The 15,667-nt window shown below is 66.9% G+C and carries 12 protein-coding genes; 9 read left to right on the top strand and 3 right to left on the bottom strand.

Annotated elements, in window-relative coordinates:
• Positions 1 to 9: 9 nt before the first annotated feature.
• The 3 genes from ABS735_RS09205 to ABS735_RS09195 form a co-directional block, all read right to left on the bottom strand.
• Positions 10 to 1,746 carry an acyl-CoA dehydrogenase family protein gene (locus ABS735_RS09205; protein WP_016325298.1) on the bottom strand — a complete coding sequence of 579 codons (1,737 nt, stop codon included), beginning with the start codon at positions 1,744 to 1,746 and terminating at the stop codon, positions 10 to 12.
• Complete coding sequence (locus tag ABS735_RS09200) at positions 1,743 to 2,435, bottom strand: acyl-CoA thioesterase family protein (RefSeq protein WP_373906554.1); 693 nt, start codon at positions 2,433 to 2,435, stop codon at positions 1,743 to 1,745. Before ABS735_RS09200 ends, ABS735_RS09205 begins: the two co-directional genes overlap by 4 nt.
• Positions 2,436 to 2,587: 152 nt before the next feature.
• Positions 2,588 to 2,854 (bottom strand): MoaD/ThiS family protein, encoded by a 267-nt coding sequence (locus ABS735_RS09195; RefSeq protein ID WP_016325300.1) that lies wholly within the window; start codon positions 2,852 to 2,854, stop codon positions 2,588 to 2,590.
• A 1,004-nt stretch (positions 2,855 to 3,858) separates the two neighbouring features.
• Between ABS735_RS09195 and ABS735_RS09190 the strand changes: the two genes are divergently transcribed.
• The 9 genes from ABS735_RS09190 to ABS735_RS09150 all read left to right on the top strand — a co-directional run bounded on the left by ABS735_RS09190 (position 3,859) and on the right by ABS735_RS09150 (position 15,665).
• Complete coding sequence (locus ABS735_RS09190) at positions 3,859 to 6,855, top strand: non-ribosomal peptide synthetase family protein (RefSeq protein WP_199820400.1); 2,997 nt, start codon at positions 3,859 to 3,861, stop codon at positions 6,853 to 6,855.
• Between the two features lie 22 nt (positions 6,856 to 6,877).
• A complete protein-coding gene (locus ABS735_RS09185; RefSeq protein WP_016325302.1) occupies positions 6,878 to 7,660 on the top strand; it encodes a leucyl/phenylalanyl-tRNA--protein transferase in 783 nt (260 codons plus the stop codon).
• A 93-nt stretch (positions 7,661 to 7,753) separates the two neighbouring features.
• On the top strand, positions 7,754 to 8,470 hold the full coding sequence (locus tag ABS735_RS09180) for a hypothetical protein (protein WP_046247729.1): 717 nt from the start codon (positions 7,754 to 7,756) through the stop codon (positions 8,468 to 8,470).
• Positions 8,467 to 9,534 (top strand): methyltransferase, encoded by a 1,068-nt coding sequence (locus tag ABS735_RS09175; RefSeq protein ID WP_016325304.1) that lies wholly within the window; start codon positions 8,467 to 8,469, stop codon positions 9,532 to 9,534. Before ABS735_RS09180 ends, ABS735_RS09175 begins: the two co-directional genes overlap by 4 nt.
• Positions 9,531 to 11,375 (top strand): acyl-CoA dehydrogenase family protein, encoded by a 1,845-nt coding sequence (locus tag ABS735_RS09170; RefSeq protein ID WP_046247730.1) that lies wholly within the window; start codon positions 9,531 to 9,533, stop codon positions 11,373 to 11,375. Before ABS735_RS09175 ends, ABS735_RS09170 begins: the two co-directional genes overlap by 4 nt.
• The gene (locus ABS735_RS09165) at positions 11,372 to 12,034 is read left to right on the top strand and encodes a thiaminase II/PqqC family protein (RefSeq protein WP_016325306.1); all 663 of its coding nucleotides are present in this window, start codon (positions 11,372 to 11,374) and stop codon (positions 12,032 to 12,034) included. The genes ABS735_RS09170 and ABS735_RS09165 overlap by 4 nt, the downstream gene beginning before the upstream one ends.
• 153 nt (positions 12,035 to 12,187) lie before the next feature.
• Entirely contained in the window at positions 12,188 to 13,783 is a 1,596-nt protein-coding gene (locus ABS735_RS09160) for an MFS transporter (protein ID WP_042799344.1), read from the top strand.
• 116 nt (positions 13,784 to 13,899) lie between these two features.
• The gene (locus tag ABS735_RS09155; protein ID WP_042799346.1) at positions 13,900 to 15,147 is read left to right on the top strand and encodes a cytochrome P450 family protein; all 1,248 of its coding nucleotides are present in this window, start codon (positions 13,900 to 13,902) and stop codon (positions 15,145 to 15,147) included.
• Positions 15,144 to 15,665, top strand: coding sequence for a pyridoxamine 5'-phosphate oxidase family protein (locus ABS735_RS09150; protein WP_016325309.1), 522 nt, complete (start codon positions 15,144 to 15,146; stop codon positions 15,663 to 15,665). Before ABS735_RS09155 ends, ABS735_RS09150 begins: the two co-directional genes overlap by 4 nt.
• The last annotated feature ends 2 nt before the right edge of the window (positions 15,666 to 15,667 follow it).

The raw sequence follows: 15,667 nt of genomic DNA, 5'->3' as shown, positions 1-15,667 counted from the left end.
CTCCTCAGGTCAGGCCGACGTCGGCTCTCGGTGCTGCGGTGCGAGCCGCAGCGGGACGAGAGAGAACGCCTGGTCGTCGTCGTCGAGATCGGTAAGTCGTCGCACGAGGCGGTCCTCGGCGTCCCGGTCGGGCTCGACCGGGACGCCGAGTCGCTCCAGGACCCGACGTAGTGCCACGGAGAGCCAGGACCGGTCGGCAGCCAGGCCACCGAGAGCGTGCCGACGATGGATCCAGGTGTGCAGGCAGCATGCACCCGCGTGGACCAGGCAGTGCTGCCGGGCCGCTTCATAGGCCTCGGCCGTTCGGGCCGTGCCGAGTTCGTGAAGAACTTGTTGGCTTCGGTCCCGGGCTTTGCACAACAGTTGAGCGAGTCCACCAAGTTCGGCATCGCCATGCAAGGCGTCGGCAGCTTCCTCAAGCAGTGCCGTGACCTCATCCACACCGCCGTAGGTGATCCGCGGGAACTCGTCGCGCGGCGCCGGCGGCGACTGAGGCTGCTCCCCGAAGCCGAACAGCAGCGTCAGGGGCAACTCGGCCGGGGAGCCTCCCGTCCCGCGGCGCCGAATCCCATGGACCAGTTGGCCGCGGACGGTATCGAGCTGCACCAGTTGGGTGCCCTCGAACACAGGAGTGATCGCGATGTCCCGCACCAGCTTCTGGAAGGCACCGTGCGCTGTCCCTTCGCGCAGATAGGCGCGAGCGCTGAGCACTTCGCCGCAGCTGTTCACGGCGTCCACGCACAAGGAAGGGACCACGTACTTGGCCACCGCCGACCACAGGGGCATCCGCCGACGGGCCACATCGAGGGCGCGGGCAGCACTCAGCTCAGTGCACTCTGCGACCAGCACGTCGGCGAAAGCACGCGCGAGAAGCGAGCGGACTGGTGCGAGTCCGAGCGCCGCACTGCCGTACAGCAATCGCGTACGTGCGTGGCGGGTGGCGATTCGCAGCGCGGTGTCAGCGGCGCCGAGACTGGTGGCTCCAACCATCGTCCGGGTGAATTGGAGCATTCCGGTGACCATTTCCACGCCGCGCCCCGGCCTGCCGATCACCGAATCCGCGTCGACCGGGTAGCCGCTGAGAGTGAATCCGCTCAGGTCGTGCCCGCGCAGACCGTGCGTCGCGACTTTCGGCAGGCGCTGTATGGTGCCCGCATCAGCGTCGGCGAAGTCGACCAGGAACAGCCCGAAGGACGGCTCGCTCGCGGCGAGGACCGTGGCAAACGCCGACCGCCGCCCGTTGCCGACCAGCCACTTCTCCCCCTCCAGCAGATAGCCGTCGGTGGTCGCCATGGCTCGGGTCGCGGTGGCCAGCAGGTCACTCCCGGCCGCCTTCTCGCTGATGGCGGCCGTGCCCCAGCCGCCACCGAGAACGAGCTCGGCGACCTGGCGGCGTTGCTTTTCCTCCCCCCACACCCAGACCGGCATCGCGGCGAGCAGCGTCGACCCGAATCCGACCGAGACCGCCAGATCCCGTCGTGAGGCCGCCCGCACCACGCCGACCATCGACTCGAAGGAGGCGAGCCTCCCTCCCTCCGAGACAGGCACGATGTGGTGGTGCAGTCCGGCCGACCAGGCCGCCTCGTATGCCGCGGTGGGCTCGGCCTCGAGTTCGTCCGCCGCCACTCCCCCGGACAGCGACATGCCGGTGTCCGGGTCGAATGGGCAGCCCAGTATCTGTTCGAATTCCGCCGCCGCCCGGAACAACGGCAGAGCGGAGGACGCCGGCGTTTCCTCACTACTCATGTGCGCTCCACGATGATCGCGTACGGCCCGCCGCTGTCTCCGACGAGCTCCAGTTCATGGACGAATGCGATGCTCGTGCCATGGCGGTGCGCGTGGGTGCGGACCTGAATCAGGTCCCACAGCTGACCAGTCCTCAGCCACGTGGCATCGACCCGGCGGATCCCGTCGGACAGAGCACCCCGTAGTTCGGGAACGCGCCAGCCGTGCCGCCTGACGAGCTCTTCCCGTGCGCCGACGCCAAAGCCGAGAGTCTCGGCCCAGTACCACTGATCGGCCACCTCGCAGTGGTGACGGTGGATACGGAAGGTCGGCAGTGGATCGGTGTCAGCGACGAGCAGATCACCGTCCCGCTCGAATGCCGCTCGAAGCGCCCGCACTTGACAACGATGCGGCGCCCGCACGACCTCGTCCGGAAGGAACCCGGCGACGAGCGAGTCGGGGAGGACGGCCGGCGCACCGGAAAGGGCGGAGTCGCCGCTGAGGCTCAGTGGAACCGAGGTGGCGCGCGTGCGCACCGCCACGCCTTCGGGACCGGAGAACGTCGTCTCGAACTCGAGTTGCGTAGACCGCGGTCCCCGCACCTGGGCTCCGACATCGACGGTGACAGCGTCCGCGTCATCGAACCGCAGCGGCTTTTCGTACTCCAACTGCCAGGACCACAGGACGAATCCGACGCGGTGCTCGGTCACCAGTCTGCGGTGACTGCACACGTGATCGCGCACCCAGCGGGTCCCTGCCTGGAAGCCAAGTCGTCCCACGGCTGTGATCTGCATCTGGGCGGGGGTGAACATGCCCGCGTCGAGGACTACTTCATAGGTGGATGTACGCGGCATCGAGGGCCCTAGCCCCCAGACACCGCGGTGACGATGTCCACCCGGTCGTCACCAGTGGCCTCGCGGTCCAGCTCACTACGGGAGAGCTGCTCACCGTTGAGCGCGATGAGGTGCGTGGGACGAATGCTTCCCTCCCTGTCCAGGAGCACCTCGACGAGCTTCGGATAGCGCTCAGTGAGTGTGAGCAGGCCGTCTCGGACGGTGGCGCCGTCGACCTCTATGTCGTTCTCGTAGTTCGTGAAACGGAGCAGAACACCTCTGACCTTGACGATCATTGCCGGGACCTCTCCCTTGCTGTCGCGGTGTGCGATCGTGCGTCACGTCACTAAGTGGCCCGGGCCTGGGCGGTTCGAGCGGCGGCATGCTCGCCCCACCGCAAGCGGGCCGGACGTGTGAACGGGGAACCGGGATGCCGAGTCGGGCGGGACCATCACGACGGCGGCGAGGAGACCGCAAATCTGGGGCCCCGTCCGCCACTCCTCACTTGCCGGAGGTGCCGCGCCGAGCCATGTATACCCCTACCCCCTACCGGAAGCAAGAGCCGCTACAGGTACGCGCAACTGAACCGCGCAGAAATACCGGGCCACTCGCAGGAATGACACATGAAGAATCCACATTCGGAATCAGGCACTCCTGTCAGTGCACGCCGCTACTCCCGTCATCTAAATACCTATCCCTCCTGGTGAGAGCTCGATTCGGCCCCACGGAGTGAATCCAGAAGGCCTACGCGCATCTTCGCGCAAGCCCTCCCACTCAACCTGCGATCCCGCCGTACGTAAACCTGCCAAGGCCGGCGTCGAACGACACGAGACCCGTAGATCCCCATTGACACGGGCTACCCGTATGGGGTTTCCTCAACGGCGTTCACATCGAGCCATGAACGGAACCACGCGCATCGGTACCGGAGTTGGTCGACAGAACGACCGGCCGACTCCGGACAACTGCCGCACCGTGAGGTGCGTGCCGCATCGGATGATATTTGCGGTGAACCGACGCAGCGACGTCGGTCGGTCAACACGGGGGGCGGACATCACGTATCTCATAGCGCGGACACTCGGATGACAAGCAGGCGCGAACCGGTATTCACGTAGCGGCCCAACGCGCCTGTCCTACGCGACTCATTCATCTGCCCCAGACTCCGGGGCTTGCACCTTCCCCGGAGTACGGTTCACCGCGCCCAAAATCCCTTCGACGCCCGCGAATTCTTCCACGCATCCCACGAACGAGAGGACCAATGGACATATCCGGGAACCCGTTCGCACACCAACGCTTCGCAGCTGTGGCCGCAGCGCAGCCCGCGGGCATAGCGGTGGAGCACGACGGTCGCCGCATCGACTACACGGAACTGGATGAGCGCGCCAACCGGCTCGCGCACCGGCTCCAGAGCATGGGAGTCATCCGCGGCTCCGTGGTCATGACGCACCTCGGGCGCTCCATCGACCTGATCGTGTCATTCCTGGCGACCCTCAAGGCTGGGGCGGTCTATCTGCCGGTGGAGCCTGGCGCCCCGGATGATCGGATCGCCACTTACATCAAGGAGACCCGCTGCACCACCGTCGTGACCCACTCGGATCTCGAGCACCGCTTCTCCGGTTTCGAGGTACGGACCGTCTCCGTGGACGGCAGCAGCGCGATGACGCACGACAGTCGGTCGGCCTCCCGCCCGCCCGAGGTCGCCGTCGGGGGCTCCGACACCGCGTACATCGTCTACACCTCGGGCTCTTCAGGCACGCCCAAGGGTGTCCAGGTCAGCCATTCATCGCTCAACTACCTGTGCCGGCACATCAATGAGGTGTATGGCATCGGCCCGGACGATCGGGTCCTGCAGTACGCCGCGCTGTCCTTCGACACCTCCATCGAGCAAATACTGGTCGCGCTCCTCAACGGAGCCACGCTCGTGCTGCCGGAGGAGCTCTGGGCTCCGAGCGAGCTGTCCGCCCGAATTGCCTCGCTCGGCATCTCTGTCATGGACCTGACGCCGCCGTACTGGCGCGCCTTCCTCTCCGAACTCGAGCACTCGCCGACTGAGTTACCGATCCGGCTCACGATCGTCGGCGGCAGTGCGGTGCATGCCGCCGACTGCCGCACGGCGCTCCGCCTGATGCCGTACTCCCGGCTCGTCAACGCCTACGGGCTCACGGAAACGACCATCACTTCGTGCACGATGGAGGTCACCCCGGAGCTGCTTCCCTCTGAAGGCGCCGCACCTATCGGGCGCCCGCTGCCGGGCACTACCGTCCTCATACTCGATCAGGACATGCGGCCGGTCCCACCCCAGCAGGTCGGGGAGCTGTACATCGGCGGGCCAGGCGTCGCCCGGGGCTATCTCGCCGAAGAGGCATCGAACAAGGACCGCTTCGTGTCGCTGGCGACGGACGTGGGCGGTGCGACGCGCTTCTATCGCACCGGCGATCTGGGTCGGTGGACAGCGGAGGGAAACCTCCACATCACCGGACGGGCCGACCGCCAGGTCAAGGTCCGTGGCTACCGAGTGGAGCCTGCCGAGATCGAGGCCACGCTGTCGGCCCACCCGTTGATCGACGACGTCGCGGTGAAGCCGTACAGCGTCCGGGACGAACTGCAGCTCGCCGCCTACTACACCGCAAGCCGCGTCCAAGCTCACTTCCAATCACGGGAGTTACGCGACTTCATCTCTGGTCGGCTGCCCACCTTCATGGTCCCCACAGCCTTCGTCCGCCTCGACACCATGCCGACGACGGCACACGGCAAACCCGATCTCTCCGCACTGCCCGACCCGGCCCGAGGTTCCGCCATGGGGCCAGCCGCAGACCGTGAGGCTCCGGCGACCACCGTGGTCGAACGCGCTGTCGCCGGCCTGTGGTGCCAGGTGCTCGACGTCGAGTCGGTTGCACCCGACGACAACTTCTTCGACCTGGGCGGCGATTCGATCGCCGCAGCCCAGTTGCTCTCAAAAGTACGGGCCTCGCTCGGCATCCTGATCACCCAGGTCCGTCCGCTCATCCGGCTCCTCCTCGACGACGCGACCCTGCGCAGCTTCGCCTCTGCGGTGGAGTCGGCCCGCGCAGGGACACTCGACACCGCCGACGCCTCTCCCACCGACTTCGCAGCCGAAGCGGCTGTTGGGGTGCCCATCCAGCAACGGCCTACGACCACTGACTGGGCTGACCCAGCCCACGTGTTCCTAACCGGCGCGACCGGATTCCTCGGAATCCACCTACTCCGCGAACTCCTCACGACCACGGGCGCCACGGTGCATTGCCTGGTCCGAGCCTCGGACACAAAGGATGCGAAGGAGCGCATCACAGCCAACGCTACGCGCTACCTGGCCGACCCACTGGAGGAGTACTGGGCCGAGGGCCGGATCGCGATGGTCCCCGGAGACCTGAGCAAGCCCCGTCTTGGCTTGACCGAAGAGAGCTTCGATCACTACGCCGAGGTCGTCGACGTGATCCACCACCCGGGCGGGCTGGTCAACTTCATCTATCCGTACTCGCACATGCGGCAGACGAACGTCGAAGGCACCCGCGAAATCATTCGACTGGCCGCCCGTCACCGGAACATTCCGGTCCACTACGTCTCCACCATGGCGGTCCTCTCGGGCTTCGGCACCGCCGGTACCCGGCACGTCACCGAAGACACGCCCCTGGCCCATGCCGACCACCTCTCCGTCGGGTACGTGGAAAGCAAATGGGTCGCCGAGGCGCTACTGCAGAACGCCGCTGCACAAGGCCTGCCGGTCGCCATCTACCGCGCTGCCGACATCTCAGGCGATCGGACAACCGGCGCCTGGAACACCGCGACCGAGATGTGCGCGATGAAGCGCTTCATCGTCGACACCGGCACCTCGCCGATCGCCGAGCTCCCCCTGGACTACACGCCAGTGGACCGCTACGCGGCCGCTTTGCTGCACATCGCCGCCGGCCGACTGCCCGCGGGGGAGGTGTACCACCTGACCAACCCCGGCAAGGTGAACGTCGCGCTCCTCGCAGAACGCCTTCGTGCCCGCGGCTACACGATCCGCGACGTCCCCTGGGACGAGTGGCTCGAGCGCATCGTCACCACTGCCGTGGAAGAGCCGGACCACCCCATGACCCCGTTCGCACCGCTCTTCATCGATCGGTGCTCCACCGGCACCATGAGCGTCGCCGAGATGTATCTCGAGACCACCTTTCCCACCTTCTCCCAGGACAACGTGACGGCTGCCTTGCGGGGCAGCGGCATCGAGATCCCGCCCGTCGACGGCGACATGCTCGACCGCTACATCGACTATCTGACGTCCATCGACTTCCTGTGAACCGACTCTCCGTGAGGTGAACATGATCCGAACGCAGGATCGAGCCGAGTCCCTGTGGGAGTCGCTGAATGTCGATGCGGGACCGGCCGCGCAGCCCGTCGCTCTCGGCGGCGACCTCGAACCCGCGACCGTCCTTGCCGCCTACCGGAGCGGGCTGTACCCGTTTCCGGTCGACACGGTCGAAGCCGCGATCGTCAACGAACTGACCTACGACGCCGATGTCCAAGCCAGGCGCATACATGTCGTCCCCGGCAGGGACGACCCCTTCACCCTGTCCTGGTGGTCTCCGGATCCGCGCCCGGTGATCCACGTGGACCAGGCCCGGATCCAACGCAGCCTGCGCCAGCAGTTGCGGAACCGAGCGGACTGGACGACCACCGCCGACACCTGCTTCGCGGACGTGGTCCGACGCTGCCGGGTCGGCCGGGCCCAGCGCTGGCTGACCGACGATCTGATGCACAGCCTGTCTCTTCTGCACGAACAAGGACATGCTCACAGCGTCGAGGTTTGGGACCGCGATGAACTCATCGGTGGCGTCTTCGGCATCAGGGTGGGCGCCGTCTTCAGCGCGGACTCCCAGTTCACGCTCCGCAGCGGGGCAGGGAAGACCGCGGTCGCCGACCTGACACGCCGCTTCGCCGAGGCCGGCGGAGTCGCGGTCGACGTCCAGCGCGAGAGCGACCACGCCAGGCTCCTCGGCGCCCGCCCCATCCCCAGGTCGCACTACCTCGACCTGCTGGCACTCCCCACCGCCCCACAGCCCCTCGCCACGCGAAAGCTGCCCGCGAGGCGGCTCACCGAGTGATCACACAGACAGGACCCGGAGTACACCTTGCCTCTCACCAGCACCGATCTGCTCGTGGTCAGCATCGCCGAGCGGCCAGACCTTGAAGAAGCCATGATCTCGATGGAGTCGTCGTGGCCGGCCTACATCCGCCCCGACCCGCTGCTCGTGGACTGGGCCTTCGACCGCCACCCGGAGCACCAGCTCGTCGTGCTCGACGAGCAAGGTCACGTCGTCGCACGGGCGGCGGGGGTGGGGATCGCCTGGGACGGGGATCCCGGTCGGCTGCCCGACGCGGGCTGGGATGCGGCACTGCGGCAGTGCCTCACAGATACGTATGCGGACCGGCGACTCACCGCGCTGTGTGCCCTGGAAATCGCCGTCGCCCCCGGACACCAGTCACGGAACCTGTCCGCCCGTACCCTGCGCGCCCTTACCGACCACGCCCGTCGACACGGGTTCCTCGATCTCATCGGCCCGGTCCGCCCCAGCCTCAAGCACGAGCGCCCCGACCTGCCCATGGCCGAGTACATCAAGCTGCTGCGTGACGACGGGCTGCCCCAGGACCCATGGCTCCGCATCCATGTCAGAGCGGGTGGCGAGGTCCTGAAGGTGTGTCCGGCCTCCATGACGATCTCCGCTGGGCTCAACGAATGGCGCGAGTGGACCGGCCTCCCCCTGGACACCAGCGGTCCGATCACCGTGCCCGGCGCACTCGCCCCAGTGACCGTCAGCCTCGAGCACGACTACGCGGTGTACGTCGAACCCAACGTGTGGGTCAGGCACCGCCTCACCGACAAGCGCCCCACCGACAAGGAGAACTCCGTATGAGCAGCAATACAACTCCTCGCCGCACCACTCCGGTCGACGGTGCGCTGGACCTGCGCGCTGCGCTCATCGAGCGGATCGGCGGCTACATGAGCGCGCACGCCATCGGTGTCGCCGCCGAGCTCGGTCTCGCCGACCTGATCGGGTCCGGCTCCCGCACCAGCGAGGAACTCGCCGACGATACGCAGGCGCACGAGCCTTCGCTGCGCCGGCTCCTTAGGCTGTTGGTCTCCGACGGGATCATGACGGAGCCGCGGCCGGGCCAGTTCATGCTCACCGAGATCGGCTCCCAGCTGCGCGCCGACTCACCGGGCTCGCTGAAGAACTTCGCCCGCATGTTCACCGACCCACTCTTCCTCACCTCATGGCAGGGACTGCGCCACACCGTGTCCAGCGGCGAGCGCGCCTTCGACCACGCGTACGGGAGTGGGGTCTACGCGTACCTGGCCGGGCACCCGGAGACCAGCGCGCTGTTCAACGAGGCGATGAGCGAGGAGTCCCGGCACTCCGCCGCTCAGCTCGCCGCAGAGTTCGACTTTCCCGACTCCGGGACCCTCGTCGATCTCGGAGGCGGTGACGGCACCCTGCTCACCGCGATCCTGCGGAGCCGTCCTGGCCTGCGGGGCGTTGTTTTCGACAGCGCGAGCGGCGTGGCGGAAGCCCCGGCGACGCTCAGCAAAGCCGGACTTGCCGACCGCTGCGTGGTGCAGGCCGGGGACTTCTTCGACTCCGTGCCGGGCGGCGGCGACCTGTACCTCATCAAGAGCGTCTTCCAGGACTGGGGCGACGACGAATCCCGCGCCATCCTGCGCACCTGCCGCGCCCACATGCCGGAATCGGCCACCCTGCTGATCGTAGGCACCGTCCTGCCCGAGACCGCCGATACTTCCACGCCCGTCATGTTCCTCACCGACGCCAACATGATGGTGACGACCGGGGGACGCGAACGGACCGAAAGCGAGTTCCGGGCGATGCTGGAGGAGACGGGCTTCACGGTGCGCTCGGTGGGCGACCGGGACGCGGGCCCGCTCTCGGTCATCCAGGCCGTTCCCGCGGTGGCCTCGTGACGGCGGAACACGGAGGCGGGCCCCAGGTAAATCGGCCGGCGTTCGCGCGGGAGTTGTTCCGCGGCATAGTGCGGCATGATCTCCTGGCTCTGCCCGAGGGGGACCCCAGAGGACTCGATGCCGAGGAGGAGGGATTCCTCTCACGGCTCCAGGACTTCTGCGAGAAGGAAGTCGACAGTGCTGCGATCGAGCGTGCCGACCGCATCCCCAATCACGTCATCGAAGGTCTCAAGGACCTTGGTGCGATGAGTATCAAGATTCCCCGGCGCTATGGCGGGCTCGGCCTGTCGTCGCGCTGTTACCACCGGGCCCTGATGCTCACCAGCACGACGCACCCCGCCATCAGCGAGCTGCTCGGAGCTCACCAGGCCATCGGTCTCGCCCAGCCTGTCGCCCTGTTCGGAACCGAGGAACAGAAACAGGAGTTCCTCCCCCGGTGCGTCCGCGAGATCACGGCCTTCGCACTCACCGAGGCTGACATCGGCAACGATCCGTACCGCATGCACACCACGGCCGTCCATGACTCTGCCACGGACACCTACGTCCTCAACGGCGTGAAGACCTGGACCACCAACGGTGTCATCGCCGACCTCCTGGTGGTAATGGCCCTCACCAGCCCCTCGGACGGCGACACGGGAGGCATGACGGCGTTCATCGTCGACACAGATACACCGGGAGTCACCGTCGAACACCGCAGCTCCTTCCTCGGACTGCGAGGGTTGGAGAACGGCTGCATCCGGCTGCACAGAGTGACGGTCCCTGGGCGCTATCGGATCGGCGAGGTCGGGGCCGGCCTCGATGTCGCCCTCGCCGCCCAGGACACCGGGCGCCTCTCGCTGCCGGCCGTCTCCGCCGCCACGGCGAAATGGAGCCTTTCGGTGGCCCGGCAGTGGAGCGCTGCGCGAGTCCAATGGGACCGTCCCATCGGTGAATACGAGGCCGTGGCAGCGAAGCTGGCGTATATCGCGGCAACAGCGTTCGCTCTGGAGGCGATGGTCGAGGTCACCGGACGACGGGCGGAAGTCGGTGACACCGACACGCGACTGGACGCGGAACTTGCCAAGCTCTTCGCCACCGAACACGCCTGTCTTGTCGCAGACGAGCTCGTACAGTTGCGGGGCGGTCGCGGATACGAGACGGCGGACTCGGCAGTCGCCCGAGGTGAACGAGGCATACCGGTCGAGCAGTTGTTGCGCGATGTCCGGGTGGGCCGGATCTTCGACGGCTCGAGTGAGGCACTGCGCGGTTTCATCGCTCACGACCTTCTGGAAGGGAACCGCTCTTCGGCGGGCTCTTCGGAAAGTGTCCGGTCAGGCGTTCCAACGCACGACGCCGAACCGGAAAGCGGAGTCATAGCAGACCACTTGGCGTACATCGAGGAGACTTCTCGGCACCTGGCTCATTTGACGGAACTCGCCACTGCCGAGTTACCGACCGTACTTGAGCGTCAGCGGCACCTCGGCCGCATCGTCGACATCGGCGCCGAGCTGTACGCCATGAGCGTGACGTGCGTCTATGCGAGGGCTCTTGCAGGTGCGGGAGACACCACGACCACGCTCGCCGACGCCTTCTGCCACCAGTCCAGGCTCCGGGTCGAGGCGTTACTCGCCCGGATCAACGACAACAGCGACGAGCGGGACCGTGATCTGGCGCGACGCGTCCTCGCAGGCAACTGCACCTGGCTCGAGGAAGGGGTGGTCGACCCCTCCACCGACGGCCCGTGGGTCGCCGACTCCACGCCAGGACCCGCAACCGGGCCGAATCTCCGGCGAGTCGTGCGGCCGACGCCGCATACCGGGCAGGGAAGCCGCTCAACCGCGACCAGTGAGGAGTCCCGATGAGCACCGTCACCGACCTCATCAACGTGGCACAGGGGCAGATGCTGGCGCAGACCGCGCCCCCTCGCTTCATCGACCTGCTTCAGGAAGGCTTGGTCCCCAAGGAACGACTCGGCCGCCTCTCCGGCGAGCTGTATCAGCTCGTACGCAGCGATCGTAGGAGTTTCGCACTCCTTGCGGCCCGCTTCCCCGCCGCTCCCGCTGGGGACCTGTATCTGACCATGGCGGAAGGCGAGGGCGAGGCGCTCCGGCTCCTCGTGGACTTCGCGGCCGCGCTCGGCATCGGCGAGCAGACCCTGCGTGACCACGAGCCTCTGCCGCTGGCCCAGGCATACCCGGCCTACTTGGCCCAGTCCGCGCTCTTCGGCACGGCGAGCGACATCGCCCTCGCGCTGCTTGCGAATGCGCTGGAGTCCGGCCGGACTTACGCCCGTGTTGCCGACGCACTGGTTTCTCGATACGGGTTCCAGGAGTCCGATGTGGCTCACTTCCGCTTCTTCGCCGAGACACCACTGCCACTTCTCGACCAGGCCGCGGCGACGCTGGAGAGCGGTCTCGCCGCCGGGGACGATCCGATGGCCGCCGTGCGCTGCGCCCGGACGGTGCATGCCCTGGAGAGCGAATTCTGGGCCTGCCTCGCACAAGGTCTGGATATCGGCTGAGGTCAGCCACCTTGACGGCTGGGCGGTCCACTTGACACGCATACCCCCCACCCCTATGTTCGCTACACCTACCCCCTAGGGGTATGCCCCCAGGTGAACCGACACCCGGACAGACCTGTGTGTCATCGGGCGTCGACGATGAGAGGAGTGCCGATGTCCTCGGCAGCAAGCCCACCGCAGACACGCGCCGGGCGGAAGGAATGGACAGCGCTGGGCCTGTTAGTTCTGCCGGCCCTGCTTCTGTTCATGATGCTGACCATCCTGTTCCTGGCCAGCCCTTACCTGGCAGCAGACCTGGAGCCCACCGGCACCGAAATTCTGTGGATCCTGGACATCTATGGATTCCTCATGGCGAGCCTGCTCGTCCTGATGGGAACCGTGGCCGACCGCTATGGACACCGAAACCTGCTGGTGACCGGGGCGGCTCTCTTCGGCATCTTCTCCGTAGTGGCCGCCATGACGGACTCGCCGGTGATGATGATCGTCTGGCGTGCCGTCCTCGGTATCGCGGCCGCCATGCAGATGCCCGCGACGCTCGGCCTCATCTTCTCGATGTTCCAGGACGCCAAGCAGCGTGGTGTCGCCATCGGTATCTGGGCGGCCGCGATCTCAGGCGGTGTCGCGCTTGGTCCGCTGCTCGCCGGACTGCTCCTCGAGGCTTTCTCGTGGCGGGCGACGTTCCTGGTCGCAGTCCCGGTCATGGCCGTCGTGGTGATCGGCGGGCTCCTGCTGCTGCCTGGCCATCAGGCGTCCCAGAGCACCAAGCTGGACCTGTTCAGCGCACTGCTCCTGGTCCTCACGCTGCTGCCGTTCATCTACGGGATCAAGTCGTTCGCTACTGAGGACGAGACGGCGCGATCGATTGCCGCCGTGGTCGTCGGCCTCGCCTTCGGAGTCTGGTTCGTCCTCCGGCAACTGCGCTCATCTGCCCCTCTGCTGGACGTGCGACTCTTCGTCAACCGGACCGTTGGTGGCGCTCTCGGTGTCTTCATCCTGGCTGCGACCGGCCTCGGCGGCGTCTACCTGATGTTCACGCAGTTCCTCCAGCAAGTGAAGGACCTGTCGCCGATCGAGACCGGGTTCGCCATCCTGCCCGCGGCCATCGTGCTGATCGTCGTCGCCACTCTCTCACCCGTGATCGCGCGCCGGATCCGTCCGGGTTACGTCATCGCCACCGGCCTGGCCGTGCAAGTCGTCGGCTACCTGCTGTTCACGCAGATCGAGAGCACGACCGGGCTGCCGCTCGTCATCGCGGGATTCGTCGTGCTCTACCCGGCGGTGTCCCCGTCCATGGCGCTCACCACCGACTTGGTGGTGGGCTCGGTCCCGCCCGAGAAGGCCGGTGCTGCGGGCGGACTGGCCTCGACCGTCAACGACCTGGGCATCTCTCTGGGCGTCGCGATCGTCGGTACGATCGGCACGGCCGCGTACAGCAGCGGCCTCGAGAACAAGCTGCCCGATGGCCTGCCCACGGAGGCGAAGGACGCCGCGGACGAGAGCCTCGCCGGCGCGGTGGCCGCCGCGCAGAACCTTCCCGATCACCTCGCCGATCCGCTGCTGCGCGTGGCGAAGGACGCCTTCGCACACGGACTCAACGTCGGGTCGGGGATCGCCGCAGCCATCGCGGCGGTCGGCGCGATCATCGCCGCCATCACGCTCCGCCACGTTCCACCCACCGGCGCCGCAGCTCCGACGGAGCAGAGCGGTGAGCCGGACCCGGTCCAGGTCACAGAGTCCGGCTCGAAGTAGCTACACCTTGCAGAGCAGGACGCGACGGCTGGTCAACTCCCGAGTTGCACCGGCCGTCGCCTTCAACGTTCCCCTCGCACCCGACTCGGCACATGGCACTCATCAGGAGGCTCACAGTGATCGATTTCAGCGCAGCAACCACTGAGGTGATCAAGAGCGAAGGCGGCACCTGCATGTACGCACAGGTGGAACGGCTGAGAGGGTTGGGGCCGGCCGTTCCGGTGGAGCTCCCCGAAGGTGTCGGCGCATGGTCGGTGTCACGGGGTGACGTGGTCAGGCGGCTGTTGACACACCCCGGCGTCTCCCGGAACCTCAAGGAGACGGTACCGAGCTATGTCCCCGGCTCCGTGCCCTGGCTGGCCCCATGGGTAGACGTGGACTCCATGGCCACCACGGACGGCAGTGCTCATGCACGTCTGCGGAAGCTGATCACCCCTGCGTTCACTCCCCGCCGTGTGGAGAGGCTCCGTGCTCAGATCGAGGCGACCGTCACCGAGCTCCTCGACAGGCTCAGAGATCGCACCGATGACGAACCTGTCGACCTTCACCGGGATTTCTCCTACGAGGTCCCGACGCGCGTGATCTGCGACCTCTTCGGCGTACCGGACGACCAACGGCCCGAGGTGCTGCGCGCCTTCCGTGTCGTCGCCACCACCGATGTGCCCGAAGAAGAGTCCGTCGCCGTCTACCAGGACCTCGAAGCAGCAATGCGCCTGCTGATCACCACCAAGCAGACAACGCCGGGCGACGACCTCACCAGCTTCCTCATAGCGACGCGCTCTTCTGGCGAGTCCCCTCTGACCAGCCATGAGTTGATATCGACGCTGCTTCTGATGATCGGCGGAGGAAGCCAGACAACCATCAACCTCATCGATCACACGATCCGCGAACTCCTCACCCGTCCGGACCAGCTAGCCCGCCTCCGCAACGATCCTGCGCGGTGGGACGACGCGATCGAAGAGTCGCTGCGCGTGCACTGCCCGGTCATGCACCTGCCGATGCGCTGGGCAACGGAGGACATCGACCTCGGCGAGGGCGTGGTGATCCGCGCCGGCGACGCAATCCTGATTTGCTACGGCGCCCACGGCCGGGACCCGGGAGTACACAAGGACCCCGAAACCTTCGACATCGACCGCGAGGACAAGGACCACCTGGCCTTCGGGCTCGGTCCCCACTTCTGCCCGGGATCGCACCTCGCCCGACTCGAGGCCACCCTGGCGCTCCCCGCCCTGTTCGACGCCTTTCCTCGCCTCGCCCTGGCCGTCGCGCCGGAGGACGTCGAGCCTGGACAGACCTTCATCGGCAATGACATCACCGCCCTGCCCGTCCTCCTGCGCCACGACAACGAGGACTCCGTACAGTGACGGTCGACGATCTACTGAGACGCTCTCGGCAGCTCTTGGACACGGCCCGCTACGTGAACCTGGCCACCGCGTCCGAGCAGGGCGATCCCTGGGTCGCCACCCTTGAGTACGCCTGGTTCGCGGCCCCGTTGCGGTTCGTCTTCGGTTCGGCGACCGGGTCCCGACACAGCCGCCACGTGCAGGCTCGGCCCCAGGTGAGCGGCTCGCTCTTCACTGCCGGCCATCACGAATCGGTCGCCGACCTCGCCTCGGTCGACGGCGCCCAGTTCACCGGCCGCTGCACCGAGGTTCCCCCGGATCGACTCGACACGTATTACACGGAGTTCTACGCGACCGTGTTTTCGGACCCACACCAGCGGGCCGAGTGGCAACTGCCGCCCTCACTCCTGCGGCACCCCGCACCGCACCGCCTCTACCTGGTGGAGGTCGACCGCTGGTGGCTGATCGACACCCGGACATGGGCCGAGGACCGCATCGACCGCCGCATTGAGGTACCAGCGGCGCACGTGGAAAGGTAGAG

The organism is Streptomyces sp. MMCC 100, from assembly GCF_041538145.2.
Classification (GTDB): Bacteria; Actinomycetota; Actinomycetes; order Streptomycetales; family Streptomycetaceae; genus Streptomyces.
The sequence above is the reverse complement of the archived record's forward strand: the minus strand, read 5'-3'. Positions and strand labels throughout refer to the sequence as shown.